The organism is Deferrisoma sp., assembly GCF_054681715.1.
The window spans coordinates 1-26,765 of the sequence record NZ_BAAHFQ010000036.1 but is presented as its reverse complement, the minus strand read 5'-3'; the positions used below and the strand labels follow the sequence as shown (position 1 = coordinate 26,765).

Genomic DNA, 26,765 nt, shown 5'->3' with positions numbered 1-26,765 from the left:
GGGCATGGGGCCTGCTGGAGCGCCGGGCGTGGCTCCTACAGTCGCTGCATCCGGCACTCAGCCAACGACTGGGACTCTTCCGGCCCAGCGGACTGACGAAAACGCCCAGAGTTCCTGAGTGGTTCCGTCCATCCGGCTGAGGGCCGGATGCAGCGTAAGCCGGATGCCGCACTCACGCACGGCCGGAAGCAGGCCCCATGCCCTCGCGATTTCCTCGCGCGCCTGTATTGACGCCGGGTTGATAGTAATCGGTTCCCGGTGGGTTCCGAGGTGGCCGGGGGCCTACGCGCCCGGTGAGCCCGGCCCCGCCGCGGGGCCCCCTTGCGCGCTCTCCCGGGCGAGCGCTCGGGCGATCGCATCGGCCGCCTCCCGCACCCTTCGGCCCGCGGCCTGCCAGCCGGCCTCGGTGAGCCCGGCGCCGAACCCCACGGCCCACACCAGGGCCACCGGGTCGCCCCCCACCCGCACCGCGGCCGCCACGGCCCGCACCCCTTCCAGATACTCGCCGTTGTCCTCGGCGTACCCGCGCTCCCGGGCCTGCTCCACCTCGGCCCAGAACGTCTCCGGATCGGTTCTCGACCGATCCGTGAACCGGGGAAGCCGTCGCCGCCCCAGGAGGGCCCGGCCCCGCTCCGGCGGGAGCGCCGCGAGGAGCGCCTTCGCGGTGGCCGGTGCGAAGAACGGCACCGCCTCGCCCGGACGGGCCTGCACCCGCATGCCTTGCCCCCCCGGCACGCAGTCCTCGATCCGGACCCGGTCGCCGGCCGGCACCCCCACCAGGGCCGTCACCCCGAGGTCGGCCGCGATGGGCTCCAGGAACGGACGGGCCACCCCGGCCACGTTCCAGAGCCCGTAGGCCCGGCGGGCCACCCGCAGGAGTTCCGGCCCCAACACGTACAGCCGGCCCCTGCGCTCCACCCACCCCCGCTCCTCCAAGGCGTTGAGGATGCCCAGCAGGGTGCTCTTCCCCACCCCCATCACCCGCGCCAGCTCGCTCAGCCGCTGGGGCCGGCCCTGGGACAGGATCTCCACCACGTCCATCGCCCGCACCACGGCGGGCGGTCGGTACCCGGACGATTCGGCCATGGGTCCCTCCTCGACGGACTTTTGTTCATTCAGATGAACTTCTTCTACCTCGCTCCGCCTCCCGTTGCAAGGGTTTTTGTGAAATTAACCTTGACAACGGGAAAACAAGCTGGCAGCCTTGGGCTCGTAAGTTCTGTTCCATGAACATGGAGAGAGACATGGCACTGAACCGCAAGATCGCCTACGTGGATCTCACGGCCGGCACGGTGGAGACCCGGGACGTCCCCCTGGAGCTCCGCCGGAAGTTCCTGGGCGGACGGGGGATGGACGCCTACCTCCTCTACAACCACGTGGAGCCGGGCACGGATCCCCTCGGGCCCGGGAACGTGCTCGTGTTCAGCGCGGGGCTTCTGAGCGGCACCCCCGCCCCCGCCGGCTCCCGGGCCCAGATCAGCGCCAAGTCCCCCCTCACCGGGATCCTGGGCAGCTCGAACATGGGCGGGTTTTTCTCTCCGGAACTACGCTACGCCGGGTTCGACCACATCGTGGTCAAAGGCCGGGCCGCCTCCCCGGTGTACCTCTGGGTCCACAACGGGTCGGTGGAGATCCGGAGCGCCGAGCACCTCTGGGGCCTCAACACGGTGGACACCCAGACCCGCCTTCGGGAGGAACTGGCCGACCCCGACGTGAAGATCGCCTGCATCGGCCCGGCCGGCGAAAACCGGGTCCGGTACGCCTGCGTGATCACCGGGATCAAGAACGCCGCCGGCCGCACCGGCATGGGCGCGGTGATGGGGTCGAAGAACCTCAAAGCCGTGGCGGTCCGGGGCACCCTGCCGATCCGGCTCGCCGACGCCGAAGGCGCGCTTGCCTACCTCAAAGAGCTGGTGGACTACATCCATTCGGCCAAGTACACCGAGATCATCGGCAAGTACGGCACGCTGTTCATCTTCGACGTCACGAACTCCACCGGGCTCATCCGCACCCGGAATTTCCAGTCGAACCAGATGCCCTTTTCCGAGGACATCGAGGCCGAGGCCATGGAGCCCTACACCGTGGGAATGGCCGCCTGCTACGGGTGCACGGTGCACTGCCGCCACAAGTATGTGCTGCCCCAGGGCCGGTTCCAGGGCCAGTACGGCGAGGGGCCCGAGTACACGAGCCAGGGGGCCTTCGGCACCGAGGTGGGCGCGAACCGGATGCTCGGGATCCTCGAGGGCAACCAGCTCGTGAACCGCTACGGGCTCGACACCCTGGAGGTGGGGAGCATGATCGGCTGGGCCATGGAGCTCCACGAAAAGGGGCTCCTGCCGAAGGACCTGGTGGGCGACCTCGATCTGCGCTGGGGAAACATCGACGCCGTGCTCCAGCTGGTGGACGACATCGCCCACCGCCGGGGGCTCGGGGACGTCCTGGCCGAGGGGCCCCTGGGGGCCATCGAGCGGCTCGGCCCCGAGACCGCCTACTACAACATCCACGTGAAGGGCATGAGCAACCTCCAGTCCGACGAGCGGCCCACCCCGTCGCTCGCGCTCAACATCGCCACCTCCACCCGGGGCGCCGACCACCTGCGCAGCCGCCCGGCCATCGACCTCTACCACCTGCCCGAGAAGCTTCTCGAGAAGATCTACGGCCGGCCGGGCCTCACCTCGGACTACCGGGACTACGAGGGCAAGCCCTGGATGGTGGTGTGGCAGGAGCGGCTCTACGCCCTGGTGGACTCCCTGGGCGTGTGCAAGTTCCAGTCGGTGTTCCTGTCGCCCAACATGCCCAAGGCCGAGGAGTACGCTCGGGCCCTGCGGCTCGTAACGGGGCTCGAGTTCACCCCGGAGGAGCTCATGGAGATCGGGGAGCGGGTGACCACCCTCGAGCGGCTCTTCGACATCCGCGAGGGGGGGATCGGCCGGGCCGACGACCGGCTGCCCGAGCGGTACTTCACCGAGCCCACCCCGGCGGGCCTGCCGGCCGTGCGGGGGAAGGTCATCGACCGGGAGAAGTTCGAACAGATGCTCGACGAGTACTACGACATCCACGGCTGGGACCGGGACGGCCGCCCCACCCCCGAGGCCCTCGAACGGCTGGGGCTGGCCGCCGAACCCACCCGGCTCGTGTGAAGGCCAAGGAGACGATCGCCATGAAGATCCTCGCGGTGGACGAACGCCGGTGCACCGGCTGCCGGATGTGCGAACTCGTGTGCTCCGTGCGTCACGAAAAGGCGGCCGACCCGGCCCGGGCCCGGATCCAGGTGGTGAAGTGGGAGGAACGGGGCGTCTATCTGCCGATGGTGTGCCACCAGTGCGAGGACGCCCCCTGCGCGGCCGTGTGCCCGGTGAACGCCATCGGCCGCGACGAGGAGCTCGGCCGGGTGAAGACCGACCACGACCTGTGCATCGGGTGCCGGGCCTGCGTGTCGGCCTGCCCCTTCGGGGCCCTGGGGTTCCACGAGGAACGCGCGAAGACCCTCCGGTGCGACCTGTGCCACGGGGACCCCACCTGCGTGAAGTTCTGCGAGACCCGGGCCCTTCGCTACGAGGAGCCCGATCGGGTCGTGGCCGAGCGGCGGCGGGAGGCCGCGGCCCGGCTGCGCCAGATCCACCCCCTCGAGGGGAAACACCCATGGCCGTCACCGTGACCTTCCACGGGTTCCCCGAGATCCGGCGGGCCGCGGGCACCACGGAGTTCCGCATCGAGCCCGACCCCCCGACCCTGGGCGCCCTCCTGGAAGCGCTCAGGGAGCGCGGCGTTCCCGTGGCCGAGCGGCTCGTGACCCCCGAGTGCCACGTCCAGGACACCGTGCAGGTGATCCGGAACGGCGACCAGTGGCTCCCCCGCGACCGGCCCGACACCCCCCTTCGGCCGGGCGACGAGATCACCTTCCTGTTCATGATGGCGGGCGGATGAGCGGGCCCACCATCGCGATCGTGGGCTGCGGGGTGGCGGGCGACGAGGCGGCCTTCGCCGCACGGCGGGCCGACCCCTCGGCCCGCATCGTCGTGTTCACGGCCGACCCGCTGCCCCTGGTGAGCCCCTGCGTTCTGGCGGACTACGTGGCCGGGGAGATCCCCCGGGAGCGCACCCATCTGCGGCCGGCCGACGCCTACCGGGACGCCGGCATCGAGCTGCGGCTCGAGGAGCCGGTGCGGCAGTGGGACCCCGGGCGCCGGGAGCTCCTGACCGACGGTGGCCGCCACCCCTACGACCGCCTCGTGTGGGCCACGGGAAGCCGGGCCACCTTCCCCGACCTCCCCGGCGTCGGGCTCCCCGGCGTGCTCTCGCTGCGCACCCTGTCCGACGCGGACGCGCTGCGGGCCCCTCCGCCGGGCCGGGCCGTGGTGGTGGGCACGGGGCTCGTGGGGGTGGAGGCGGCCTGGGCCCTCCGGGAGCGGGGGTGGGACGTGACCCTGGTGGGCCGCCGGGGCCGGGTGCTCCCCCGGCTCTTCGACGAGCCCATCGCCGCGCGGCTCGCCGAGGCCCTCGAGGGGATCGGGATCCGCCTCGTCCTCGGCGAAAGCCCGGTGGAGGTGCTGGGGGCCGACCGGGCCGAGGGGCTCCGGACCTCCCGGGCGGAGTACCCGGCCGATCTCGTGGTGTTCGGCGCCGGCCAGGCCCCCCAGGTGGAGTTGGCCGCGGCCGGCGGCGTGGCCCTGGGCCCCTCCGGGGGCATCGCCACGGACGAGTCCCTGGCCACGAACCTGCCGGGGGTCTACGCCTGCGGCGACTGCGCCGAGACCGTGAACCGGTTGACGGGGCGGAGGGGGGTGTTCATGCTCTGGCACAACGCCCGGCGCCAGGGCCGGGTCGCGGGGCTCGGGGCCGCCGGTTCGCCGGCCCGGTACCCGGGAAGCCTGGGCGTGTCCACCGTGCACGCCGGCCACGTGGCCGCCGCCTCGATCGGCACCCCGGCCGCCGAGCACCGGGACGGCTCGGCCGATCTGGTGCACCGGAAGACCCCCGACGGGGAGGTCACGCTCGTGATCCGGGACGGTAGGGTGGTGGGTGCCCAGGCCCTCGGGAACACGGCCCGCATCGGGGAGCTCACCGCCGCGGTGATCCGCCGGGTGGCGCCGGAGCGGCTTCCGGCCCGCCCCACCCCCTGGACCCTGCGGCTCCGCCGCGTTGGCGTGCCCCTAGCCCCTTGGAGGAGGACCCCATGAGCACCGCCGAGACCGAGAAGAGAAAGGCCCAGATCCGGTGCCTCAACTGCTTCACCCGGTTCTTTCCGGAACCCGGCCGGAAGGTGGCCCGGTGCCCCGGTTGCGAGATGGAGTGGCGGCTCACCTGGACCGGCCCCCACGCCGTGAAGGTACGGGGCCCGGTTTGGGAAAAAGTGCCCGTCTGAACGATCCGGTGCCGCGCTTCGACGTCCTGTGCGTCGGCCGGGCCTGCGTGGACGAGATCCTGGAGGTCGACGCCTACCCGGCCGAGGACACGAAGGTCCCCCTGCGCGACCGCCTGGTGGAAGGGGGCGGGCAGGCCTCGACGGCCGCCTGTCTCGCGGCCCACCTGGGAGGCCGCGTGGCCTTCCTCGGGGTGCTGGGCGACGACGAACCCGGCCGATTCGCCCGGGAGCGCATGGCCGCGTTCGGGGTGGACCTCTCCCCCTGCCCCCCGCCCCGGGGTACGACCCCGGTGGCCTACTGCATGGCGTCGCGTTCCTCGGGGACCCGCACCATCCTGTACGAGCCCTCGCCCGAACGCCTCCGGCCCGGCGACGTGCCCCCCGAGGCCATCGCCTCGGCCCGGGTGGTGCTGGCCGATCCCCAGGCCGAGCCCCTTCTTCCGTCCCTCGTCGCGGCCGCCCGGGCCGCCGGCACCCTGGTGGTGGCCGACGCCGAGCACGCCCGCCCGGGATGGGAGAAGACCTGGGGCCTCGTCGACGTCCTGGCCGCGGGCGCCTCGTTCCTCGCCGAGGCCTACCCCGGTCTCCCGCCCGCCGAGGCCCTGGAACGCCTGGCCCGGTCGGCCCAGGGTATCTGCCTCGCCACCCAGGGCGCCCGGGGGGCGATCGCCTGGCTCGGGGGCCGGGTCCGCCGGTTCCCGGCGCCGGCGGTCGAGGTGCGGGACTCCACCGGGGCTGGCGACGCGTTCCACGGGGCCCTGGCCCTCGCCCTGGCCAGGGGGACCGACCTCGAGAGCGCCATCCCCTGGGCCGTGCGGGTGGCCAGCCTCTGCTGCCGGGGCCTCGGCGGCCGGAGCTTCCCGGACCCCTCCGAGGTGCTGCCGGCCCCGTGGGAGGGGTGAGAAGGCTCGGCGGCGAGGCGGCTTGGCAGCTCGGCAGCTAAACCATCGGGCGTGCCGGGGACCCGGGGGCCTTCCGAGGAGCGGCCGGCCGCCCCGCCCTTGCTTCCCCCGGCCTTCCTCTTCTACCCTCAGCGCCTTCGTGTTCCCCGAGCCGGAGCGGCGCCGGTGCAGGAATCCGCGTTTCTCTCCACCTTCGGCCTCGTGTTCCTGGCCGAGCTGGGCGACAAGACCCAACTGGCCACCCTGGCCCTGGCGGCGCGGTACCGCTGGAGGCCCGTGGTGGCCGGGGTGTTCGCGGCCTTCGCCCTCTTGAGCGCGGCGGCCGTGGCCGCCGGAGAACTCGCCTCTTCCGCCCTGCCCCGGGCCTGGGTCCAGGCGGCGGCGGGGGTGCTCTTTCTCGCCTTTGGCGTCCACGCCCTCGTGCGCCGCGAGGCCCCCGAAGCGGAAAACGGCCCCAGGGAGAGATCCCTGGGGCCGTTCGCCTCGGCGTTTCTCTTGATCTTCCTGGCCGAGCTGGGCGACAAGACCCAGCTCGCCACGGCGGGGCTCGCGGCCCAATGGCGCGCGCCCTGGGCCGTGTTCGCTGGGTCGTGCCTGGCCCTTTGGGCCGCGAGCGGCCTGGGGCTCACCGCCGGTGTGCGCCTGGCCCGGCGGGTGTCGCCCCGGTGGCTCGCCACCGCAGCCGGGGTGCTGTTCCTCGCGTTCGGCCTCGCGGCCCTAGTCCCCCTGCTATTCGGAGGAGGCTAAGGGGTACCAAGCAACTTCCTGTTAGGAAGCTGGGAGGCTGGGAGGCTAGGACGCAAAAATCCTTCGCGATTCCAGCATAATCGGCTGTCCCACCCAGGGGAGCGGCTACCGACCCGCGACATCCCTTTTCTTTTCGGGGATTCGGTCCGCCCCCCCTCACCCTGACCCTCTCCCCCGCGGGGGAGAGGGTATGTCGTGGTGGTGCCGCAGGGCGCCACCCAGCCCCCCTCCCTTGGTGGGAGGGGGACGGGGGGAGGGGGCAAGCCGCGACGCGGTCTACCGGCGCGTCCCCCCGCCTCATGCCCCGAAGCGCAACCCCCATCGCCGGCGCCGCCGGCCGCCCGGCGCCCCGGGTTCCCGCCGCACCATGATCAGGCCGGCCATCTCCGCGTCCACGGCAAACCGGCTGAACCCCACGGTGAACACGTAGGCCGGAAAGGCCTGCTCCACCTTCAGGCGGCTCCCCGGGCGCACCCCCATGGCCATGAGCTTCTGGAGCTTCTTGGAGTCCTGGGTCTTGAGGTAGGCCACGGTCCCCTCCTCCCCGGGGCGCAGGTGGGCCAGAGGCGCCACGTACCGTTCCCCCTCGGCCCGGGCCTTCTCGCAGCAGGGTCCGGGGGGGATCGGCCGGCCGTGGGGGCAGGTTTCCGGGTGGCCCAAGAGCTCGCAGACCCGCTCCTCCACCCCCCGCCGCAGGGCATGCTCCATCTGGCACGCCGCGGCCTCCATGTCGGCCCGGGAGGTGTCCACCACGTCGCTCATGAGCCTCTCGGCCAGGCGGTGCCGCCGGATCACCTGGCGAGCCTCCTCGCGTCCCCTTTCCGTGAACGCCAGCCCCTCGCCCTCGCCCCGCACGAGGCCCTCGGCCGCGAGGGCTTCCAGGTCCTCCCGGGACGGCTGCTCCTCGCCGGTCTTCCCCTCCTCCAACCGCTCCCACAGGGTTTCGAGCACCTCTTCGGTGCGCTCGTCCAGGCTCATTTCTTCGTCTCCTTGCCGCGGCCCCGAAGCCACCGGACCCACCCGGCCTCCCGGGGCATCTCGTAGCCGCAGTACGGGCACTTCACGTTCTTGCAGCCCCCGAAGAGCGAACACGCCCCGCACTCCTTGCGGGCCGCCTCCTCCGAGAACTCCCTTCCACAGAACCCGCACCTCATAGCTGCACTCCCAGCGCCGAGAGAAGCCCGTTCACGGCGGCCCCCACGGCGAAGGCGAACACGAACACGAACCCGGCGATGGCAAGCGCCGTCTTGGTGCCCCGCTCCTTCTGCATCACCAGGAACTGGGCGATGCACGGCACAAACAGGGTCAGGGTGATCGCGGCCACCGCCAGTTGGTTCCCGGTGAGGAGGCCCTGGGACTGGAGGTCGTAGAGGCCGGCGGCGCCGTAGTCCCGGCGGAAGAACCCGAACAGAAACGCCACGGCCGCCTCCTGGGGCAACCCGATCCAGCCCATGACGACCCCGAGGCCCGCCACGATCGCGTCGAAGACCCCGGTCATCCTCCCCAGCCAGATCAGCACGCTGGCCAGGAGAAACAGCGGCAGGATCTCGGCGAAATACCACTGCATGCGCGTCAGGGTCTTCACGGCCACGGCGCCGGGCCGGGGCAGGCGCAGGGGTGGGATCTCCATGTAGAACACCGGGGGATCCCCCGGGAGGATCTGGGCCGAGAGCCAGCCCACCAGGAGGAACACGCCGATCACAAAGGCCGCCCACACGGCCATGGCCCGGGGCGCCGTGGACATCATCCCGAGGATCACCCCGAGCTGGGCGCTGCAGGGGATGGCCAGGGCCAGGAGCACGGTGGCGATGATGCGCTCCCTCGTGGTTTCCAGGGTCCGGGTCACCATGGTGGCCATGGTGTCGCAGCCGAACCCCAGGGTCATGGGGATCACCGCCCGGCCGTTCAGGCCGATGGCCTTGAACACCCGGTCCACGAGCATGGCGAGCCGGGGCAGGTACCCGGAATCCTCGATCACGGAAAAGGCGATGAAAAAGGTCCCGACGATCGGCAGGATGATCGCTACGGCGTACCGCAGGCCCAGGGTGATCACCCCGTAATCCAGGGCGATCAGCTCCTGGAGCCAGGGCCACGGCACCCAGCGGGTCACGGCGTCGTTCACCCAAGGGTTCACGTAAGTCTCGAACACGTGGCCCTCCAGGAAATCCACCACCGTGCCGGCCCCGAACCCCCCGACGAACTTGTACAGCCCGAAGTAGAGCACCGCGGCCAGAATCGGAAGCCCGGCCACCGGGTGCATCATCCACCGGCTCAGGCGCTCGCCCCACGTGACCACGCCGGTCTCGGGAGCCCGAAACACGGCGTCGGCGAGCCTCTCGGCCTCCTCGTGGAGCCGCTGGGGGATAAGAAAGCTCGCCGGCGCCCCGGCCCGGCGTTCCACCTCGCGTCGGGCCCTCGCGACGCGCTCGATGTCCCCGGCCGAGAGCTGCAGGGTCTCCTCGAGCCGTTCGTCGCCCTGGAGAAGAAGAAGGGCAAGCGCCCGCGGACCCAGCCCCGCCCGGGCCGGCACCAGGGGCTCGATCTCGGCGAGGGCGGTCTCCACCTCTGGCCCGTAGTAGATTTCCGGCCGGCCCGAAGAGCGCCCGGCCTCCGGCAACCGATCGAGAAGCTCCCGGACCCCCCGGCCCGTGAGCGCCGCGGTGGCCACCACGGGAACGCCCAGGGCTCGCTCCAGGGCCCCCACGTCGATCCGGACCCCGAGTCGCTCGGCCTCGTCGATCATGTTGAGCACGAGGACCACCGGGAGGCCCGCCTCCACCAACTGGAGCGTCATGGGGAGCATCCGCTTCAGGTTCTTCGCGTCCACCACGTGCACCACGGCGTCCGCGTCCCCCCGGAGCAGGATGTCCCGGGCCACCCGCTCCTCCTCGGTGATGGGCAGCAGGCTGTACATCCCCGGGGTGTCCTCCACGTCCACCTCGCCGCCCGCATGGCGGAGCTTCCCCTTCGACACCTCCACGGTGGTGCCCGGGTAGTTCGACACGACAACGTAGGAGCCCGTGAGCCGGTTGAACAGCACGCTCTTGCCCACGTTGGGGTTCCCCACCAGCACGATCTTTCGAAGGCCTGCCTCGGGGAAGGCCGCCGCGCTTCCTTCGTTTCGCCGCATTCCGTCTCCTCGGTACGGGGCTCGGGAACGGGGACATTGAAGCACTATTGCAAATCAAATCCAATAGATTAGTTCGGCGGTGTCCCCCCGGACGATACCCCCCGAACGCTTCCCACGGGGGAACCCTGGAGGAACCGCTCGATCTCGTCCCGCCGCCGGATCACCTCCCGGTACCCCTCGTCGATCAGGCGGTTCAGGCGCTCCTGATTCAGCGTCACGAAGCGCACCGGCGGGGGGCCGGGGGGCCGAAGCACGAGGGCCCGGGGTGGGTCGAGCCGCGCGAGATCCTCCAGCCGGTTCACCTGGGCCCGGTACCTCAGCCCCGCCCGACGAAGGCTCCGCACCATCCACCCGTTGGCCTTGAAGTACCGCCAAAACACCACCCTCTCGTACCAGGGCAGCATGTCGTCGCGCCACCCCACCGGCCGCGACAGCACCGCCACGATCCGGCGCTCGGGGTGGCCGAGCATCCGCCACACGGTGCGGGCCGGAAGGGGATCCACCACCCCGGCGTCCAGGTACTCGCCGCCGCCGATGCGCACGGTACGGGGATAACAGGCGGGCACGCACATGCAGGCGTGGAGGATGTCGTAGAGGTCCGCCTCGCCGGGGCGAAACAGGTGGAGCCGGCGTTCCCCCACCCGGGCCGCCGCGAACCGGGATTCCATCGGGTTCTCCGAAACGCCCCACTGGTTCAAGGGGTGCCTTCGCGCGAACACGTCGAACACGAGGCGCCCCACGTCGAGGGCGGGCCGGTCCGGGTTGGCCGTGAGGGCGCAAGCCGGCAGGTTCTGGAAACAAACGAGCTCGGGATCGCAGAGCTCCCCCCGCCACACCGCTTCCATATCGTCGCGCTGGCCAGCCGCGAAGTAGGCCAGCGTGGCGGCGCTCGCCGACACCCCCGTGGCCAGGTCCGGCAGGGGAAGGCCCAGGTCCAACCAGGCCATCAGCACCCCCGCCACGAACCCGGCGCGCATAGCCCCCCCCTCGAGCACGAGCCCAGTACGCAGAGCCCGCGCCTTCTCCACTCCCCCGAACGCCCCCTGCACCGCGGCCCGGTGAACCATGTTGCCCTCCGCGGCCCCTTTCCGCAGCCGGCCCCTGGGGGCCTGGGCACCGCAGAACGTCAATCTAGATCGAAAAGCGCCCCTGTCGACCCCTGTTCTTTACCGCCCACGCTCGGCACCGTACACTTGCCCCGTTGGAAGCTCCGGTAGGCCGCGGGGCTCGGCCTGCTCGCGACCCACTGACGTGACACGCCTAAGCGCTGGCGGGCGGGGCAAGGGGCCTCCGTGTCAGGAGTCGGTGGACAGAGGACAGGGGTTCTCTGTCCTCTGAATTCTGGCCCCTGATACGGCAGCCGCTCCCACGGGTTGGCCGACACGATGATGCCGGAATCTTAAGCGTCCTATTACTCCGGCGGTTAAATAGACACGGTCGGGGGCATGGGGCCTGCTGGAGCGCCGGGCGTGGCTCTCACAGTGGCCGGATGCCGCACTCACGCACGGCCGGAGGCAGGCCCCATGCCCTCGCGAGCTCCTTGCGCGCCTCTATTGGCGCCGGGTTAATAGCATCCCAGCATCCTAGCGTCCCAGCGGGAAGCTCCGCCTAGCTGCCAAGCTGCCTAGCCGCCGAGCATGAAGTTACCAGGAGGAGATCCGATGCCGAAGGATGTGGTTCGCGTCGGCGCGTCGTTCACCTACGAGCTCAAGACCACGGAGGACATGGGGGCCCATCGGTTCCAGGAGAGCTCTCCGCCGGTGTTCGCCACCCCGTTCCTGGTGGGCGCGGTCGAAGCCGCGGCGGCCCGCCTGATGGAGCCCGATCTCGAGGACGGGGAGATGAGCGTCGGCGCCTTGGTGGAGCTTCGGCACACGAGGCCCACCCCCTTGGGCTGGACCGTGCGCACCACGGCCCACCTGGAGGAGAAGCAGGGGAAAAAGTACGTGTTCCGGGTGGAGTGCCACGACGAGGCCGAACCCATCGGCGAGGCCCGCCACGTCCGCTATGTGATCGAGGCGGGGCCGTTCCTCGCGGCGGTGCGGGAGAAGGCGTCCCGCAAGGAGGGATCGGGATGAGACTCGAGATCCGGGAAGAAACCGCCTCCATGGTCCTCCCCGACGGCCGTCAGGTGGTCCGCCGCGTGGAGGTGCGAACCCACCCCCTCACCGGGGACACGGTCCGCATCCTCACCCCCCCCCACCGTCCGCTCCGGATCCCCGACCTGCGCACCGCCTACGCCCACACCCTGGAGGGCTGCCCGTTTTGCCCGGAAGCCGTGGAAACCCGAACCCCCGCGTTTCCCCCCGACCTCCTCGGGGAAGGCCGGGTGGCCGTGGGGGAGGTCCGGGTGTTTCCGAACCTCCTGGCCTACGCGGGCCTTTCGGCCGTGAGCGTGCTCACCCGGGAGCATTTCGTGGAACTCCGGGACTTCACCGAGCCCATGCTGCTCGACGCCTTCGAGGCGGCCCGACGGGTGTTGGGGGCGGTCCGCGAGCGCCGGCCCGACCTCGCGGTGCGCCTGCTCCACTGGAACTACATGCCCCCCGCCGGGTCTAGCATCGTGCACCCCCACCACCAGCTCATGGCAACCCCCACCGCCCCCACCCGGCTGCGCCGCCTGGCCGAGGGCGCCACCCGCATCGGCGCCCCGCCGGGAACGAACCCCTGGCATCACCTGGTCTCCGAGGAACGCCGCGCCGGCGCCCGATGGCTCGGGGAGGCCGGCCCCTGGCGGCTCCTGGTGGACCCGGCACCCCAGGGCCGGTACTTCGAGTGGGTGGCGGTTCACGCCTCGAAGGCCGACATGGCCGACCTCGAGGCCTCCGACTGGGGAGCCCTGGTGCCCGGGCTTCTTACCCTGTTCGGGTATCTGGAAAGCCAGGGGCTTTGGAGCTTCAACCTGGCCGCGATGGGGCTTCCCGACCCCTCGTTCCGGTGCCAGGTGCGGCTCGTTCCCCGGGCGTTTCTGCCCCCGGCGTCGTGCTCGGACATCCATTTCGACGTCCTCGAACAGGAGCCCATGATCCTCCGGTCCCCCGAGGACGTGGCCTCGGAGCTCCGGCCCCTGTTCGGGGGCTGAAACGGCAAAGGGCCACCCGTCATCGGGTGGCCCTTCGCCCCTCGGTTCGGGCCCGACCCTACACGTCCAGGTTTCGCACCTCCAGGGCGTGGGACCGGATGAACTCCCGCCGCGGGTCCACGGCGTCGCCCATGAGGATGCTGAAGATCTCCTCCGCGGCCACCGCGTCCTCCAGCTTCACCTGCAACAGCGTCCGGCGGGAGGGGTCCATGGTGGTCTCCCAGAGCTGCTGGGGGTTCATCTCCCCAAGCCCCTTGTACCGCTGGATCGTGTACGCCTTGCGGGCCCGTTCGATCAAAACGTCCAGAAGTTCCTGCTTCGAGGCCACCGTCGTCTTTCCCTCCTCCTCGCCGGCCCTTCGCAGGATCGTAAACGGCGGCTCCCGCATGTCCCCCAGGGTCTCGTTGACCCGGTACAGGGCCCGGTAATCGGCCGAGTCCAAGAGATCCCGGTGGATCGGGCAGGTGGCCCGCCGGCCGTTCACCTTCCGCACGGCCCGGAACCGGTAGAGGCTGTGCTCCTCGTCGTAGCCGTCCTGGCTCACCTGGTACCCCTTCTCCTCCAGGGCCCGGCGGTAGGGCTCGAACGCCTCCTCGGAACGAAGGGCATCCTCGCTCCGGAGTCCGGCGTTCAGGATCGCCCGGAGGGCGTCGCGTTCGAACCCCTTCTTTGCCAACCGCTCCAGGTAGAACCGGAACTCGAAGATCCGAAGCAGAAGCTCCCTCAGGTGGGCCCCGGCGTACACCCGGCCGGTCTTCTCGATCCGGACCACGTTGTCGCCCACCGCCTCCTCCACGAGGAACCGCTGGAGATCCTCCTCGTTGGCCAGGTAGCGCTCCTGCTTGCCCTTGGCCACCCGGTACAGCGGCGGTTGCGCCAGGTACAGATACCCCCGCTCGATCAGGTCGGGCATCATCCGGTAGAAAAACGTCAGCAGCAACGTGCGGATGTGGCTTCCGTCCACGTCGGCGTCGGTCATGATGATGATGTTGTGGTACCGGGCCCGATCCGGATCGAACTCGTCGTGGATGCCCGCGCCGATGGCGGTCACCAGGGCCGCGATCTCCTTGTTCGAAAGCATCTTCTCGGGCCGGGCCTTCTCCACGTTGAGGATCTTTCCCTTGAGCGGGAGGATCGCCTGGAACCGGCGGTCCCGCCCCTGCTTCGCCGACCCGCCGGCGCTGTCCCCCTCCACGATGTAGAGCTCGCTGCGGGCGGGGTCCTTCTCCTGGCAGTCGGCGAGCTTCCCGGGCAGGCTCGCGGAATCCAGGGCGTTCTTCCGGCGCGTGAGCTCCTTGGCCTTCCGGGCCGCCTCCCGGGCCAGGGCCTCCCGCACGCACTTTTCCACGATCTTCCGGGCGACGGACGGGGTTTCCTCGAAGAACCGCGAGAGCTGCTCGTTGCAGATGTTCTCCACCAGCCCCCGGACCTCGGAGTTGCCCAGCTTCGTCTTCGTCTGCCCCTCGAACTGGGGGTCCGGCACCTTCACCGAGATCACGGCCGTGAGCCCGGCCCGCACATCGTCGCCGGTGAGCCCGGTCTTGAGGTCCTTGAGCAGGTTCTGGGCCTTGCCGTACTGGTTCAGGGTCCTCGTCAGGGCCGCCCGGAACCCGGTCACATGGGTGCCCCCCTCCCGGGTGTTGATGTTGTTGACGAAGCTAAACAGCCGCTCCTTGTAGCTGTCGTTGTACTGGATGGCGATCTCCACGATCACGTTGTCGTTCTCGCCCGAGAAGTAGATCGCCTCGTGGAGCGGGGTGACCGACCGGTTCAGGTGCTCCACGAAGGAACGGATGCCGCCCTCGTAGCAAAACTCGATCGATTTCTCCTCCCGTTCGTCCTCCAGCAGGATCCGGATCCCCGGATTCAGGAACGCCAGCTCCCGGAGCCGTGTGGCCAGGATGTCGTAGGAGTACTCCGTTTCCGTGAAGATCTCGGGGTCGGGCTTGAAATGGACCTTGGTGCCGCGCCGGGTCGTCGTCCCGACGACCGTGAGGGGCTTGGTCGCCGCGCCCCGGCGGTAGGCCTGGTGGTAAACCTTTCCGTCCCGCCGGATCTCCACCTCCAGCCATTCGGAAAGGGCGTTGACCACCGACACCCCGACCCCGTGGAGCCCGCCCGACACCCGGTAGGTCTTGTTGTCGAACTTCCCGCCCGCGTGGAGCGTGGTCAGCACCAGCTCGGCCGCCGGTTTCCCGGTTTCCTTGTGAACGTCCACGGGAATGCCCCGGCCGTTGTCCTCCACGGTGACGGAGTTGTCCACGTGGATGACCACCCGCACGAGGTCGCAGTAGCCGGCCAGGGCCTCGTCGATGGAGTTGTCCACGACCTCGTAGACCAGGTGGTGCAACCCCATCGAGCCGGTGGAGCCGATGTACATGGCGGGTCGTTTCCGGACGGCCTCGAGCCCCTCCAGCACCTTGATGCTGTCGGCCGTGTAGAGCTCCTCGATCTTCTGCATGTCGTGTTCGGTCATCGTCGTTTCGCCTGCCAGATCCTGCGGAAAGGTCAAAGGGTCGAACGCGCAAGCGCCAGCCGCCACGCCCGGGTTCGGTTCAGGGGGCGGTTCGGTGGGGGGTTCCCTCCTCCATCCGGTAAAACCCCACGTCGTCCGCGCCGTCGAGGGGTAGGGCGGTGGGGTCCGGCGTCGCGATCCATACCTGGCCCTCCCAGCCCGCCACGAACCGCGCCAGCGCCTCCAGCCGGCTCCCATCGAGCTCGGCGCCCGGGTCGTCCAGCAGGAGGACGGGCGGCGACCCCAGGCACCGGAGGCCCCACCGGAGGAGTCCCAGCTTCATCGCCAGGGCGGCGGTTCGGCGCTGTCCCTGGGAACCGTGGGTTTCCACCGGCCGACCGTCCAGCAGGACCTCCAGCCGGTCGCGGTGGGGTCCCGCCCGGGTGAACCCCCTGCGGGCGTCCTCGCCCCGGCCCCGTTCGAGCGCCGCGGCCAGCGCCTCCCCGTACGCCGGGAGGGGCCCGTCGGCCAGGTACGGCGCCGAGAGTTCCAGGGACAGGGTTTCGCGCGCCCCACTGAGCTCCCGGTACAGATCGGCCACCAGGCCGCCCAGTTCCCCCAGGGTGTTCACCCGCTCCCGGTGCACCGCCGCGCCGTGGCGCGCGAGTTCCGCTTCCCACACGGCCCCCTCGGCGGGGTGCCGCCGCAGAGCCGCGTTCCGCTGGCGCACCGCCCGGCGGTACCTCTGGAGGTGGGCCGCATGGAGTGGGTTTCGGAAGAAGGCCGCCGCGTCCACATACCGCCGCCCCAGCTCCCGATCGGCCTGGGCGAGTCCGGTATCGGCCGGCGAGAACACCACGGTGGGCAAGACGGCCAGGTACTCCTGCACCGCCCGGGGCCGGGTTCCGTCCACCTCCACCCGCCGGCCCGCGCCGGTCCAGGAGACCGAGATGTCCCGCTCGCTCCCGGCGGTTTCCACCCGGGCCCGGAGGCGGTATCCGGAACCGCCGAATTGTATCAGATCCGACGCGCGGTGAGTACGGAAACTTTGCAGGCACGAGACCACGCGGATCGCCTCGAGCACGTTCGTCTTGCCCTGGCCGTTGGGTCCCCAGAGCACGCACACCCGTTCGGGGCGACAAAAATCAAGGGCCGCCAGGTTGCGGAACCCGGCGGCCCGAAACCGCTCGATGCGCACGGTCAGTCGATGCGGATCGGCATCACCACGCACAGGTATCCGGGGTCGTCGTCGGAGCGGATGAGGCACGGGGCCAGGGGTTGGTCGATCTCCACCTTGACCTCCTCCCCGTCCAGGTGCCGGAGGGCCTCGATGAAGTAGGAGGCGTTAAAGGCGATCTTCTGGGGCTCCCCCTCCAGGCGGGCCTCGATCTCCTCCCGGCTGTCCCCGGCCTGGGCGTTCATGGATCGCAGAACCACCCGGTCCTCCGAGGCCTCGAAGACCACGCTGTGGGTGTCGGGGTCCGTCATGAGGGACACCCGGCGCAGGGCATCGGCGAACGGCTCCTTCGCCAGAATCACCCGGTTCCGCGGATCCGAGGGGATGACGTCCTGGTACCGGGGAAACGCGCCGTCGATGGGGGTGAGGCACATTTCGGCGTTGGCCAGTTTGCAGAAGATCCTGCCGCCCGACTGGGCGATCTCGAATCCTTCCCCGGAATCGTCCACCAGGGCCTTCAAGCTCCCGAGACCTTTCTTGGGCAAGATGATGCCGTCCCGGAACATGTCGAGCACGCCGGGGGTTGGCTGTTCCATGATGGTGAGGCGGTGGCCGTCGGTGGAAACCATCCGGAGGGTTTCCGTTCCCCCCGCCGGGTCTTCGTGGGCGTGGAGGTACACCCCGCACAGGGTCGGCCGGGTCTCGTCGTTGGAGGCGGAAAAGAGCGTCTTTTCGAGCATCCGGGTAAACGATCCGGCGGGAAACGGGCGGTACTCCTCAGGCGGAGTGGGGAACTCCGGAAACTCGTCGGCCCGCTCGGTGGGCACGTGGAAGCTGCTCCGGGCGGCCGTAATGTGAAGCCATCGGTTCTCTTCGAGTTCCAGGCGTACGGGAGCGGCCGGCAACTCCCGGAAGATCTCGTAGAGCTTCCGGCCGGGGACGGCGACGGCACCCGGGCTCGCCGTTTCGCACGGGATCGCCTGGGTCAGGCTGATCTTGAGGTCGGTGGCCCGGAGCTCCAGCGTGCTCGGGCGCGCCTCGAGGAGCACGTGCTCCAGGATCTCGCGGGTGGACTTTCGCTCCAGAACGGAAACCGCTTGGGCCAGGGCTCGGGTGGCGGAATCCCGCTCGAGTTGGACGATCATGGGTCCTCCTAAGGTGAGTAGATTTTTTTCCTTTGCCAGTAATCCATAGGGGCTGTGGAAACTGTGGAAAACTCGCAAAGCCCGGCGGCGGGCCTACGAAATCGGGGTGTGGAGAAGTCTGTGGATAAGATCGATGTTATCCACAGAATCCATCGGCCACCGAACTCGCCACAGGTTATCCCCAGGGTTGTCCCCAATCCGTCCACCGCTATGTCCCCAGCTTGCGGCGGATCGCCTCGACCTCGGCCCGGAGATCCGGATCCGAGGACAGGGCTTTCGAAATCTTGTCGTGGGCGTACATCACCGTGGTGTGATCTCGCCCGCCGAACTTTTGGCCGATCTCGGGAAAGGAGCTGTCGGTGAGTTCCCGGGCCAGGTACATGGCGATCTGCCGGGGGTGGGCCACGGCCTTTGTGCGCCGCTTCCCCCGCAGGTCCGCGGCCGTCAGGTGGAAATGCTGGGCCACCGCCTTCACGATCTTCTCCACCGTGACCCCCTGCCCGGTGTCCCGGAGCATGTCGCGCAGGACGTTCTTGGCGAGTTCGACCGTGATCTCCGACTTCGTCAGGTTCGAAAACGCCATGATCCGCAGGAGCGACCCCTCGAGCTCCCGGATGTTTGACGAGCAGTGAGCCGCGAGGAAGTGGGCGACCTCGACGGGGAGCGGAATCGATTCGATCTCGGCTTTTTTCTGGAGAATCGCGACCTTGGTTTCCACGTCGGGGGGCTGGATGTCGGCAATGAGGCCCCATTCGAACCGGGACCGAAGCCGGTCGGCGAGCCCCGGGATCTCCTTGGGAAACTTGTCGCTGGTCACCACGATGTTTTTGTGGCTTTCGTAGAGCGTGTTGAACGTGTGGAAGAACTCCTCCTGGGTGCGCTCCTTGCCGGCGATAAACTGGATGTCGTCCATCAGGAGGATGTCCATCTTCCGGTACTTCTCCCGGAACTCCGGCATCCGGTTGTGGGCCAGCGCCTGAATCATCTCGTTGACGAACTTCTCGCTGTGCACGTAGCACACTCGGCAGGTGGGGTCGTGGGCCAGGCGATGGTTGCCGATGGCGTTCAGGAGGTGGGTCTTGCCGAGCCCCACCCCGCCGTAGATGAAGAGCGGGTTGTAGGTGCGCCCGGTGCGCTCGGCCACCGCGAGGCTGGCCGCGTGGGCGAACTGGTTGGAGCTTCCGACCACGAAGCTATCGAAGGTGTACTTGGGGTTGAGCCCGATCTTCCGGGCCCGTTCCTCCCAGTCGGCCGGCGAGGGCTCCGTCTCCCGCTTGGGACGCACGAAGGGCTTCTCCCGCTTGGCCGTGACGCAGCGCACCTCCACGGGCGCGCCGGCATGGGCCGCGGCACAGCGCTGAATCAGGGTCAGATAGTCGTGGTCCTGGAGCCAGTCGGAGAAGAACTTGCTCGGGACCTCGAGCAGGAGTTCCCGGCCGTCGAGGCGAACCGGGCGGATGGGGAGGATCCAGGTTTGGAAGGCCTGCGCCGGGAGCGATGCCTCGAGCTCTTGCAGCACGGTTTGCCAGAGCTGATCCATGGCATATATCCACAGAGTTATCCACAGATGTGGATAAGGAGGCCTTCCGGTCTGCGGGAGCAGATTCCGTAAAAACCGAAAGATTTACGAGCGGTTGTGGGGATGGAACGAGAGGGTCGTTCCGAGCGGACGCGAGGCGAGACTAGCAGACCCGAGCGGCGGACCGCAAGGGGGGCGCGGGGGATTTTTCGGTCGCGCCGATCGGCGGCGTCTTGACGGCGTCGCGCGATGCCGATAGCGTGTCGCGCCGCCGGTTTCGGGAGTCGGTGGACGGAGGACAGACGACAGGGGGGCTGACATCTCACCCCGGAGCTCTGGCGCCCCAATACAAGAGCGGCTCCCACGGGCACGAGAGGGCTCCGGCATCCCCAAGAAGGGGTTGCCGCCCGGCTGCCCGGTCGCCTAGCCGCCCAGCGGGAAGGGTCTTGGAACATCTTTCAGTTTTCCAGCCAAGCCAAGAGGAGCCCTGAACCACCATGGCGATCTCGGAACGGCGCCGACAGAAGGCGTTGGAGAAGCGGCGAAAGGAACGGGAAGAAAAACGGCGCAGGGAGAGGCAGCGCCGGCTGAGCGCCCGGGCCGAAACGGCCACGGGCCGCCTGCTGGCCCGGGCCGGGGACCTGCCGATCGAGGAGTGCGTCATCAGCCGGGGGTGGAGGGAGCGGGGCAAGGCCCACATCCTTGTGGCGCGCCGCATGGAGAACGGGCGGCTTCTGGTGGGAGGCTACTACGTGGATCTGTGGTGCCTCGGGCTCAAGGACACGGCCGTGCTCCCGAACCTTGACCCCGAAGACTACCGCACGAACATCAAGCCCGAGATCTTCCACGACAAGGTCGAGTTCGAGCCGTGCGAGCCGGGCCTGGCCCTGGCCGTGATCGAGGCGGCGATCGAGTTCGCCGGAACGCTCGGGTTCCGGCCCGACAAACGCTGGCCGGAGTCGGCACGGCTCTTCGCCGGGGTGGAGCCGAGCCCCGAGCCGATCGAGACGGGCCGGAACGGGAAGCCCTGCCTCGTGATCAAGCCCGGCGAGAACCTGATGGGGCCGCGCCGCCGGCTCGAGCGCCTCCTCGAGCCCGGCGCCTACGAGATCGTCGAGGAGGGGGAGTAGGGCCCAGACGCCGGGCCACGGGTTCTCCCGTTTGACTCTCCGGCGCCGAGGAACCCCTGGGGGGGTTCCGTTCGCCGGGGCCCGGCCTTCGCTTGCCCGCGGCGGCCCAAACCCGGTATCGTACGGGGCGTAACCGAGCGCCTCGACACGGGGCCGGGAGGGGACGCCAGGCATGGGAAGGCGGTGGATCGGGGGGCTAGCCGTTGCGGCCGTGATCGGGGTGGTGCTCACGCCGGTGGGGGCGCGGGCCGACCGGGCCGAGGCCTCGGCGATCTACAAGAAGGCCATGCGGGCCTACCGGGCCGGCGAGATCGAGACGGCCCTGGACCTCTTCCAGCGCTCCGAGGACGCCGACCCCACCTACCCCTACCCCACCCTGGCTCTTGCGCGCATCTACCACCAGCTCTTCGAGCAGGACATGACCCACTACCGGGAGGCCGAGCAGGCCTACGACCGGGTCGGCCTGCTCCTTCGGGTCGAGCCCCCCGGGCCCACCGAGCAAGCCCTCTACCAGGCGTACTACTTCCAGGGTCTGCTCCTTCTCAAGGGGGGGGAGTACGAGCGGGCCCTGCGGGCCTTCGACCAGTTCCTGGAACTCTCCCCCGACTTCTACGCCCCCGAGCTCGTCCACAACGCCCGGGGGGTGGCCCTCTACGCCCTCGACCGGTTCGACGCGGCCGTGGCAGCCTTCCGCAAGGCCCTCGAGATCGACCCCGACTACGCCGAGGCCCGGTTCAATCTGCGGAGCGTCTACACCCGGCTTTCCACCTACAACGAGGCCGTGGCCCTGAGCCGGGCCGGAAGAGACGAGATCGCGCTCAAGAGGCTCGCGCAACTGCGGGAGTTCGCGCCCCGGTTCCTGCCCGGCCGGCGGCTCGAGGCCCAGACCCTGGCCCGGCTGGGCCGCAAGCACGAGGCCGAGCGGGTGTACCGGGAGATCCTGGCCCTGGACCCGGCGGACCCCCTGACCTACGGCGTGCGCCTCGATCTCGCCCGTCTCCTGGCCGACGAGGGCCGCCGGGTCGAGGCCCTGGCGCTCTGCAAGGAAAACCTGGAGCGGTTCCCCCGCATCGCCGACGAGCGGGCCCGCAAGGCCACGGAAGCGCTCCTGGTGCGGCTCGGGGGGGCGCCATGAGACGCCGGATCGGCCTGGTATCCGCCCTGCTTCTCCTCCTCGCCGCCGCCGCCTCCGGCCAGGAGCCGCCCCCCCCGGGCGGGAGCCACGGCGAGCTCTCGTGCGACGAGTGCCACACCGGGCCCCGGATCGAGGACTGCTGGGCCTGCCACGAGGCCGTGGAGAACCCCCATCCCGTCGGGGTGGCCCCGAAGACGGCGAAGATCCCGGAGGGCCTGCCCCTGGCCCCGGACGGCGCGCTCCTGTGCCGCACCTGCCACCGCATCCACGGCGGGACGCCCGAGGAGAAGTTCGTCTGGCTCGAGCCCGGCATGACCCGCATGGGGTTTTGCATCACCTGCCACGGCAGCTCCCTGGAGCACGCCAACCCCCACAAGGCCCGGCGGGGCGAGGGCCGGTGCGGGTTCTGCCACCTGGTGAAGGCGGGCCGGATCATCACGGGCCGGGGCTCGGCCCGGCTCGAGGTGAAGCGGCTGTGTAACTTCTGCCACGACGTGCTGGCCAAGGGCCATCCCCGCAACGTGGACCCCGACCTGAGCCTCCCGAAGGACGTGCCCCTGGGCCCCGAGGGGGAGTGGACCTGCTTCACCTGCCACGATCCCCACGGCGCCACCGAGACCACCCATCTCCTGCGCTCCGCGGTGGCCCGGCACCTGGAGAGGGGCCAGGCCGAAAGCCCCCACGTGCCCGAGTACTTCGCGTGCAAGGCCTGCCACACCACGGCCGACCCCGACGCCGTGAAGGCCGACCCCGGCCGGGCCCTCCGGTACCGGGGCGACATCAACGTCCTGTGCATCAGCTGCCACGTGACCGACCGGAGCCACCACCCCACGGGGTTCCCGCCGGTGGAGGAGATGCTCGCGCGGCTGGCGGCCGCCGGGTTCACCCTGCCCTTCGGCCCGGACGGCGAGATCACCTGCTACACCTGCCACGACAACAGGTGCGACACGGGCCAGCAGCGGATGCGGGAGCGGTTCTACGACCGGTCCCGGGGCCGGTCGGACCTGTGCGGGGGCTGCCACAATCGGTCGATGCTCACCCAGAAGAGCCCCCACGTGGACGATCCCAAGATCTGCCCCACCTGCCACGTGGCCGTGCCGGTGCCGGGCTCGGACGAGGGCCGGGAGCTCGTGGCGTCCCAGAAGATGGTGTGCCTGCGGTGCCACAGCGTAAACCTTCACCCGGCGAATGCCGATCATCTGAAGGTGCCGTCCGAGAAGATCAAGCCCGACGAGAGCCTGCCCCTGGGAACCCGCGGCGAGGTCACATGCTCCACCTGCCACAACCCCCACGAAGACCCCGAGCACCGAAGGGCCCGGCTCCGGGCCGACGCCCAGTCGCTGTGCTCCTTGTGTCACTGGCGCTGAGCCTTCCCGCGGGAGCCGAGATCTACCGCTGGACCGGCCCGGATGGCACGGTCCACTTCACCGACAACCTGGAGCAGGTCCCGCCCGACCAGCGGCCCCGGGTGCGCACCCTGGACGACCGGCTTCCGCCGCCCCGGGCCCCGGACCAGGTGCCCCTCGAAGACGCCGGTGCCGGGTACCTGGTGGACGTTCGGATCGACGGCCGGGGGCCGGTGCGGCTCGTGCTGGACACCGGGGCCACCTCCACGGTGGTGAGCCCCGAGGCGGCCCGGCGGGTGGGACTTCGGGTCCGCACCGACCCGCCCGTGGAGCTCCACACCGCGGGCGGCAAGATCCGGGCCGGGTGGGCCGAGGTCCGAAGCCTCGAGGTGGGGGGCCGGAGCCGGGGGCCCCTCAAGGTGGTCGTTCACGACGCGGTGCCGGGGGCCGACGGGCTTTTGGGCATGGACTTTCTGGGGGCGTTCCGGGTGGAGCTCCGGTCCGACGGGCCGTCGCTGGTGCTCCACCCCCGGTGACCGGGCCGGGTTGCCCCGCACCGGGACCGTTCGGGATACTACGCGCCCCAACCCCTCAAGGCAGGAGAGATCCACCGATGCAGGACGTCGCCGCCATCGTGCTCGCCGCGGGCAAGGGCACCCGCATGCGCTCGGCCACGGCCAAGGTGCTCCACCCCCTCCTGGGCCGGCCGCTCCTCGCCTACCCCCTGGAGGCCTGCGCCAAGGCCGGGCTCGGCCGGGTCGTCGTGGTGGTGGGGCACCAGGCCGACGAGGTCCGGGCCGCCCTGGGCGCGACCGGGGCCATGTTCGTGGTGCAGGCCGAGCAGCTCGGCACCGGCCACGCCGTGCTGTGCGCCCGGGAGGCCCTGGAGGGGTTTTCGGGCACGGCCCTGGTGCTCTGCGGCGACGTGCCCCTCCTTCGGCCCGAGACCCTGGAGCGGCTCGCCGCCACCCACCGGGACGCCGGGGCCAAGATCACCGTGCTCACCATGGAGCTCGACGATCCCACCGGGTACGGCCGGCTCGTGCGCGATGCCGACGGGTGGGTGGAGCGCATCGTGGAGGAGGCCGACGCCACCGAGGCCGAGCGGGCGATCCGCGAGGTGAACACCGGCACCTACGCCGTGGAGCTCCCCTGGCTCTGGGAGGCCCTGGCCCGGGTGGGGCGCGACAACGCCCAGGGCGAGGTGTACCTCACCGACGCCGTGGCCCTGGCGGCCCGGGAGGGGGCGGCCGCGGCCGTGGCGCTGGCCGACCCCGACGAGGCCCTGGGGGTGAACTCCCGGGTGCAGCTCGCCGAGGCCTGCCGGATCCTGCGCGACCGGATCCACCGGGCCTGGATGGAGGCCGGGGTCACCCTGGAGGACCCGGCCACCACCTGGATCGAGCCCGGGGTGCAGCTCGCGCCTGACGTCACCCTGGGCCCGGGGGTCCGGCTCGAAGGGGCCACCCGGGTGGCCACGGGCGCCCGGATCGACACCGGGGCGGTCCTCGTCAACGCCCTCGTGGGCCCCGGGGCCCACGTGAAGCCCTACTGTGTGGTGACCGACGCCCGGATCGAGGCCGGGGCCCAGGTGGGGCCCTTCGCCCACCTGCGGCCCGGGGCCGTGGTGGGGCCCGAGGCCCGGGTGGGGAACTTCGTCGAGATGAAAAAGGCCGTGCTGGGCCGGGGCGCCAAGGCGAACCACCTCACCTACCTGGGCGACGCCACCGTGGGCGAGGCCGCGAACATCGGGGCCGGCACCATCACCTGCAACTACGACGGCGTGAACAAGCACCCAACCGTGATCGGCGCCCGGGCCTTCATCGGGTCGAACACGAGCCTCGTGGCCCCCGTGACCGTGGGCGACGGCGCCGTGGTGGGGGCCGGGTCCACCATCACGAAAGACGTGCCCCCGGGCGCCCTCGGCGTGGCCCGGGGCAAGCAGCGAAACGTGGAGAACTGGTCATCGCGGCCCAAACCCAAACCCGGGGGCGAGGGCGGCTGACCGGCCCTCCGGGCGGGCGAACCGTCCCAGCGTCCCAACGTCCGCGCGTCCTAACGTCCCAACGTCCCAACGGAGTCTCCCCATGTGCGGCATCGTCGGGTACATCGGTCCCCAGCCCGCCACCCCCATCCTCGTCGAGGGCCTCAAACGCCTCGAGTACCGGGGCTACGACTCGGCCGGGGTGGCCGTGGTGGAACGCGGCGAAATCCGGGTCGTGCGAAGCGTGGGCAAGCTCGCGGCCCTGGAGGAGAAGCTCCGGGGCGTGGAGCTCACCGGCACCCTGGGCGTGGGCCACACCCGGTGGGCCACCCACGGCCGGCCCAGCGAGGAGAACGCCCACCCCCACGCGGCCGGCGAGGTCGTGGTGGTCCACAACGGCATCATCGAAAACTACCTGGAACTCCGGGGGGAGCTCGCTGCCGCGGGCCACACCTTCTTGAGCGAGACCGACACCGAGGTGATCCCCCACCTGATCCAGCGGTTCCTGAAGCAGGGGGCCGGCCTCGAGGAGGCCCTGCGCCAGACCATCGCCCGGCTCGAGGGCTCCTACGCCGTGGCCGTGGTGAGCATCAAAGAGCCCGACCGGCTCCTGGCGGCCCGCAAGGCGAGCCCGCTCGTCGTGGGCCTCGGGGACGGCGAGACCTTCGTGGCGAGCGACATCCCGGCCGTCTTGGGCCACACCCGCCGGTTCGTGTTCCTCGAGGACGGGGATCTGGCCGTGTGCACCCGGGACGGGGTGCGGATCACCCGGCCCGACGGCGCGGCCGTGGACCGGGAGGTCCACGTGGTCCAGTGGACCCCGGCCATGGCCGAGAAGGGCGGGTACAAGCACTTCATGCAAAAGGAGATCTTCGAGCAGCCCCGGGCCCTGGCCGACACCCTGTCGGGCCGCCTGGGGGCCGGCAAGGCCGCCGTCCACCTCGACGGCGGGCCCCAGGCCGACGAGATCGCCCGGCGGATCGGCCGGCTCCACATCGTGGCCTGCGGCACCAGCTATCACGCCGGGCTCGTGGGGAAGTACTGGATCGAGCAGATCGCCCGGGTGCCGGTGGAGGTGAGCCTGGGGAGCGAGTTCCGGTACCAGGACCCGATCCTGGGGCCCGAAACCGGCCTGCTCCTCATCAGCCAGTCGGGGGAGACCGCCGACACCCTGGCGGCCCTGGCCGAGGGCCGGGAGAAGGGCGCCCCCATCCTCTCCATCTGCAACGTGGTGGGCTCGAGCATCCCCCGGGCGTCCGACGCCGTCCTCTACACCCACGCCGGGCCCGAGATCGGGGTGGCCTCCACCAAGGCCTTCACCACGCAGCTCGCCACCCTCTACCTCCTGGCCCTCCACATGGGCGCGGCCCGGGGCCGGCTCACCCCCGAGGACCTGGCCGAGCGGATCGAGGCCCTGCGGGCCGTCCCCGGGGCCGTGGAGCGGGCCCTCGAGGCCGACCCCGCCATCGAGGCCGTGGCCCGGTCCATCATGGACGCCCGGAGCGCGCTCTACCTGGGCCGGGGGCTCCAGTACCCCATCGCCCTCGAAGGGGCCCTGAAGCTAAAGGAGATCAGCTACATCCACGCCGAGGGCTACGCCGCCGGCGAGATGAAGCACGGCCCCATCGCCCTGGTGGACGAGGAGCTC

At 70.5% G+C, this 26,765-nt stretch carries 24 protein-coding genes; 15 read left to right on the top strand and 9 right to left on the bottom strand.

Annotated elements, in window-relative coordinates:
• Window positions 1–282: 282 nt before the first annotated feature.
• Window positions 283–1,086: an IclR family transcriptional regulator gene (locus ACY0I8_RS07605; RefSeq protein ID WP_461394290.1), complete on the bottom strand. Its 804-nt coding sequence runs from the start codon at window positions 1,084–1,086 to the stop codon at window positions 283–285.
• 158 nt (window positions 1,087–1,244) lie between these two features.
• On the opposite strand from ACY0I8_RS07605, the gene ACY0I8_RS07600 reads away from it, so the two are divergent.
• From ACY0I8_RS07600 to ACY0I8_RS07570, 7 genes are all read left to right on the top strand, one after another.
• Entirely contained in the window at window positions 1,245–3,140 is a 1,896-nt protein-coding gene (locus tag ACY0I8_RS07600) for an aldehyde ferredoxin oxidoreductase family protein (RefSeq protein ID WP_461394289.1), read from the top strand.
• 20 nt (window positions 3,141–3,160) lie between these two features.
• The gene (locus tag ACY0I8_RS07595; protein ID WP_461394288.1) at window positions 3,161–3,658 is read left to right on the top strand and encodes a 4Fe-4S dicluster domain-containing protein; all 498 of its coding nucleotides are present in this window, start codon (window positions 3,161–3,163) and stop codon (window positions 3,656–3,658) included.
• On the top strand, window positions 3,643–3,927 hold the full coding sequence (locus ACY0I8_RS07590; RefSeq protein WP_461394287.1) for a MoaD/ThiS family protein: 285 nt from the start codon (window positions 3,643–3,645) through the stop codon (window positions 3,925–3,927). The genes ACY0I8_RS07595 and ACY0I8_RS07590 overlap by 16 nt, the downstream gene beginning before the upstream one ends.
• Complete coding sequence (locus ACY0I8_RS07585) at window positions 3,924–5,180, top strand: NAD(P)/FAD-dependent oxidoreductase (RefSeq protein ID WP_461394286.1); 1,257 nt, start codon at window positions 3,924–3,926, stop codon at window positions 5,178–5,180. Before ACY0I8_RS07590 ends, ACY0I8_RS07585 begins: the two co-directional genes overlap by 4 nt.
• Complete coding sequence (locus ACY0I8_RS07580; protein ID WP_461394285.1) at window positions 5,177–5,365, top strand: hypothetical protein; 189 nt, start codon at window positions 5,177–5,179, stop codon at window positions 5,363–5,365. The genes ACY0I8_RS07585 and ACY0I8_RS07580 overlap by 4 nt, the downstream gene beginning before the upstream one ends.
• An 8-nt stretch (window positions 5,366–5,373) precedes the next feature.
• Window positions 5,374–6,267, top strand: a complete 894-nt coding sequence (locus tag ACY0I8_RS07575) for a carbohydrate kinase family protein (RefSeq protein WP_461394284.1) — start codon at window positions 5,374–5,376, stop codon at window positions 6,265–6,267.
• A 165-nt stretch (window positions 6,268–6,432) separates the two neighbouring features.
• Window positions 6,433–7,014 carry a TMEM165/GDT1 family protein gene (locus ACY0I8_RS07570; protein ID WP_461394283.1) on the top strand — a complete coding sequence of 194 codons (582 nt, stop codon included), beginning with the start codon at window positions 6,433–6,435 and terminating at the stop codon, window positions 7,012–7,014.
• A gap of 297 nt (window positions 7,015–7,311) precedes the next feature.
• Here the strand turns inward: ACY0I8_RS07570 and ACY0I8_RS07565 are convergent, their stop codons facing one another.
• The 4 genes from ACY0I8_RS07565 to ACY0I8_RS07550 all read right to left on the bottom strand — a co-directional run bounded on the left by ACY0I8_RS07565 (window position 7,312) and on the right by ACY0I8_RS07550 (window position 11,211).
• Window positions 7,312–7,992, bottom strand: a complete 681-nt coding sequence (locus ACY0I8_RS07565) for a metal-dependent transcriptional regulator (protein WP_461394282.1) — start codon at window positions 7,990–7,992, stop codon at window positions 7,312–7,314.
• Window positions 7,989–8,168, bottom strand: coding sequence for a hypothetical protein (locus ACY0I8_RS07560; RefSeq protein WP_461394281.1), 180 nt, complete (start codon window positions 8,166–8,168; stop codon window positions 7,989–7,991). The genes ACY0I8_RS07565 and ACY0I8_RS07560 overlap by 4 nt, the downstream gene beginning before the upstream one ends.
• Window positions 8,165–10,144 carry a ferrous iron transport protein B gene (feoB, locus tag ACY0I8_RS07555; protein WP_461394280.1) on the bottom strand — a complete coding sequence of 660 codons (1,980 nt, stop codon included), beginning with the start codon at window positions 10,142–10,144 and terminating at the stop codon, window positions 8,165–8,167. Before feoB ends, ACY0I8_RS07560 begins: the two co-directional genes overlap by 4 nt.
• A gap of 68 nt (window positions 10,145–10,212) precedes the next feature.
• The gene (locus ACY0I8_RS07550) at window positions 10,213–11,211 is read right to left on the bottom strand and encodes a patatin-like phospholipase family protein (protein ID WP_461394279.1); all 999 of its coding nucleotides are present in this window, start codon (window positions 11,209–11,211) and stop codon (window positions 10,213–10,215) included.
• Between the two features lie 594 nt (window positions 11,212–11,805).
• Between ACY0I8_RS07550 and ACY0I8_RS07545 the strand changes: the two genes are divergently transcribed.
• The gene (locus ACY0I8_RS07545) at window positions 11,806–12,222 is read left to right on the top strand and encodes a thioesterase family protein (protein ID WP_461394278.1); all 417 of its coding nucleotides are present in this window, start codon (window positions 11,806–11,808) and stop codon (window positions 12,220–12,222) included.
• On the top strand, window positions 12,219–13,226 hold the full coding sequence (locus ACY0I8_RS07540; RefSeq protein WP_461394277.1) for a hypothetical protein: 1,008 nt from the start codon (window positions 12,219–12,221) through the stop codon (window positions 13,224–13,226). The genes ACY0I8_RS07545 and ACY0I8_RS07540 overlap by 4 nt, the downstream gene beginning before the upstream one ends.
• 58 nt (window positions 13,227–13,284) lie before the next feature.
• Here ACY0I8_RS07540 and gyrB read toward each other — a convergent pair whose 3' ends face one another.
• The 4 genes from gyrB to dnaA all read right to left on the bottom strand — a co-directional run bounded on the left by gyrB (window position 13,285) and on the right by dnaA (window position 19,543).
• A complete protein-coding gene (gyrB, locus tag ACY0I8_RS07535; RefSeq protein WP_461394276.1) occupies window positions 13,285–15,702 on the bottom strand; it encodes a DNA topoisomerase (ATP-hydrolyzing) subunit B in 2,418 nt (805 codons plus the stop codon).
• Window positions 15,703–15,781: 79 nt separating this feature from the next.
• Complete coding sequence (gene recF, locus ACY0I8_RS07530; RefSeq protein ID WP_461394275.1) at window positions 15,782–16,879, bottom strand: DNA replication/repair protein RecF; 1,098 nt, start codon at window positions 16,877–16,879, stop codon at window positions 15,782–15,784.
• Between the two features lie 2 nt (window positions 16,880–16,881).
• Complete coding sequence (gene dnaN, locus ACY0I8_RS07525) at window positions 16,882–18,003, bottom strand: DNA polymerase III subunit beta (RefSeq protein WP_461394274.1); 1,122 nt, start codon at window positions 18,001–18,003, stop codon at window positions 16,882–16,884.
• Window positions 18,004–18,211: 208 nt separating this feature from the next.
• The gene (gene dnaA, locus ACY0I8_RS07520; RefSeq protein WP_461394273.1) at window positions 18,212–19,543 is read right to left on the bottom strand and encodes a chromosomal replication initiator protein DnaA; all 1,332 of its coding nucleotides are present in this window, start codon (window positions 19,541–19,543) and stop codon (window positions 18,212–18,214) included.
• 476 nt (window positions 19,544–20,019) lie between these two features.
• Between dnaA and ACY0I8_RS07515 the strand changes: the two genes are divergently transcribed.
• From ACY0I8_RS07515 to glmS, 6 genes are all read left to right on the top strand, one after another.
• Window positions 20,020–20,652 (top strand): hypothetical protein, encoded by a 633-nt coding sequence (locus tag ACY0I8_RS07515; protein WP_461394272.1) that lies wholly within the window; start codon window positions 20,020–20,022, stop codon window positions 20,650–20,652.
• A 172-nt stretch (window positions 20,653–20,824) separates the two neighbouring features.
• Entirely contained in the window at window positions 20,825–21,787 is a 963-nt protein-coding gene (locus tag ACY0I8_RS07510) for a tetratricopeptide repeat protein (protein ID WP_461394271.1), read from the top strand.
• The gene (locus ACY0I8_RS07505) at window positions 21,784–23,154 is read left to right on the top strand and encodes a cytochrome c3 family protein (protein ID WP_459941078.1); all 1,371 of its coding nucleotides are present in this window, start codon (window positions 21,784–21,786) and stop codon (window positions 23,152–23,154) included. The genes ACY0I8_RS07510 and ACY0I8_RS07505 overlap by 4 nt, the downstream gene beginning before the upstream one ends.
• A complete protein-coding gene (locus tag ACY0I8_RS07500) occupies window positions 23,139–23,669 on the top strand; it encodes a TIGR02281 family clan AA aspartic protease (protein WP_461394270.1) in 531 nt (176 codons plus the stop codon). Before ACY0I8_RS07505 ends, ACY0I8_RS07500 begins: the two co-directional genes overlap by 16 nt.
• Window positions 23,670–23,746: 77 nt before the next feature.
• On the top strand, window positions 23,747–25,138 hold the full coding sequence (glmU, locus tag ACY0I8_RS07495) for a bifunctional UDP-N-acetylglucosamine diphosphorylase/glucosamine-1-phosphate N-acetyltransferase GlmU (RefSeq protein ID WP_459941080.1): 1,392 nt from the start codon (window positions 23,747–23,749) through the stop codon (window positions 25,136–25,138).
• Between the two features lie 82 nt (window positions 25,139–25,220).
• Window positions 25,221–26,765, top strand: a 1,545-nt coding sequence (gene glmS / locus ACY0I8_RS07490; RefSeq protein ID WP_461394269.1) for a glutamine--fructose-6-phosphate transaminase (isomerizing), incomplete at its 3' end; no start/stop codon positions are given.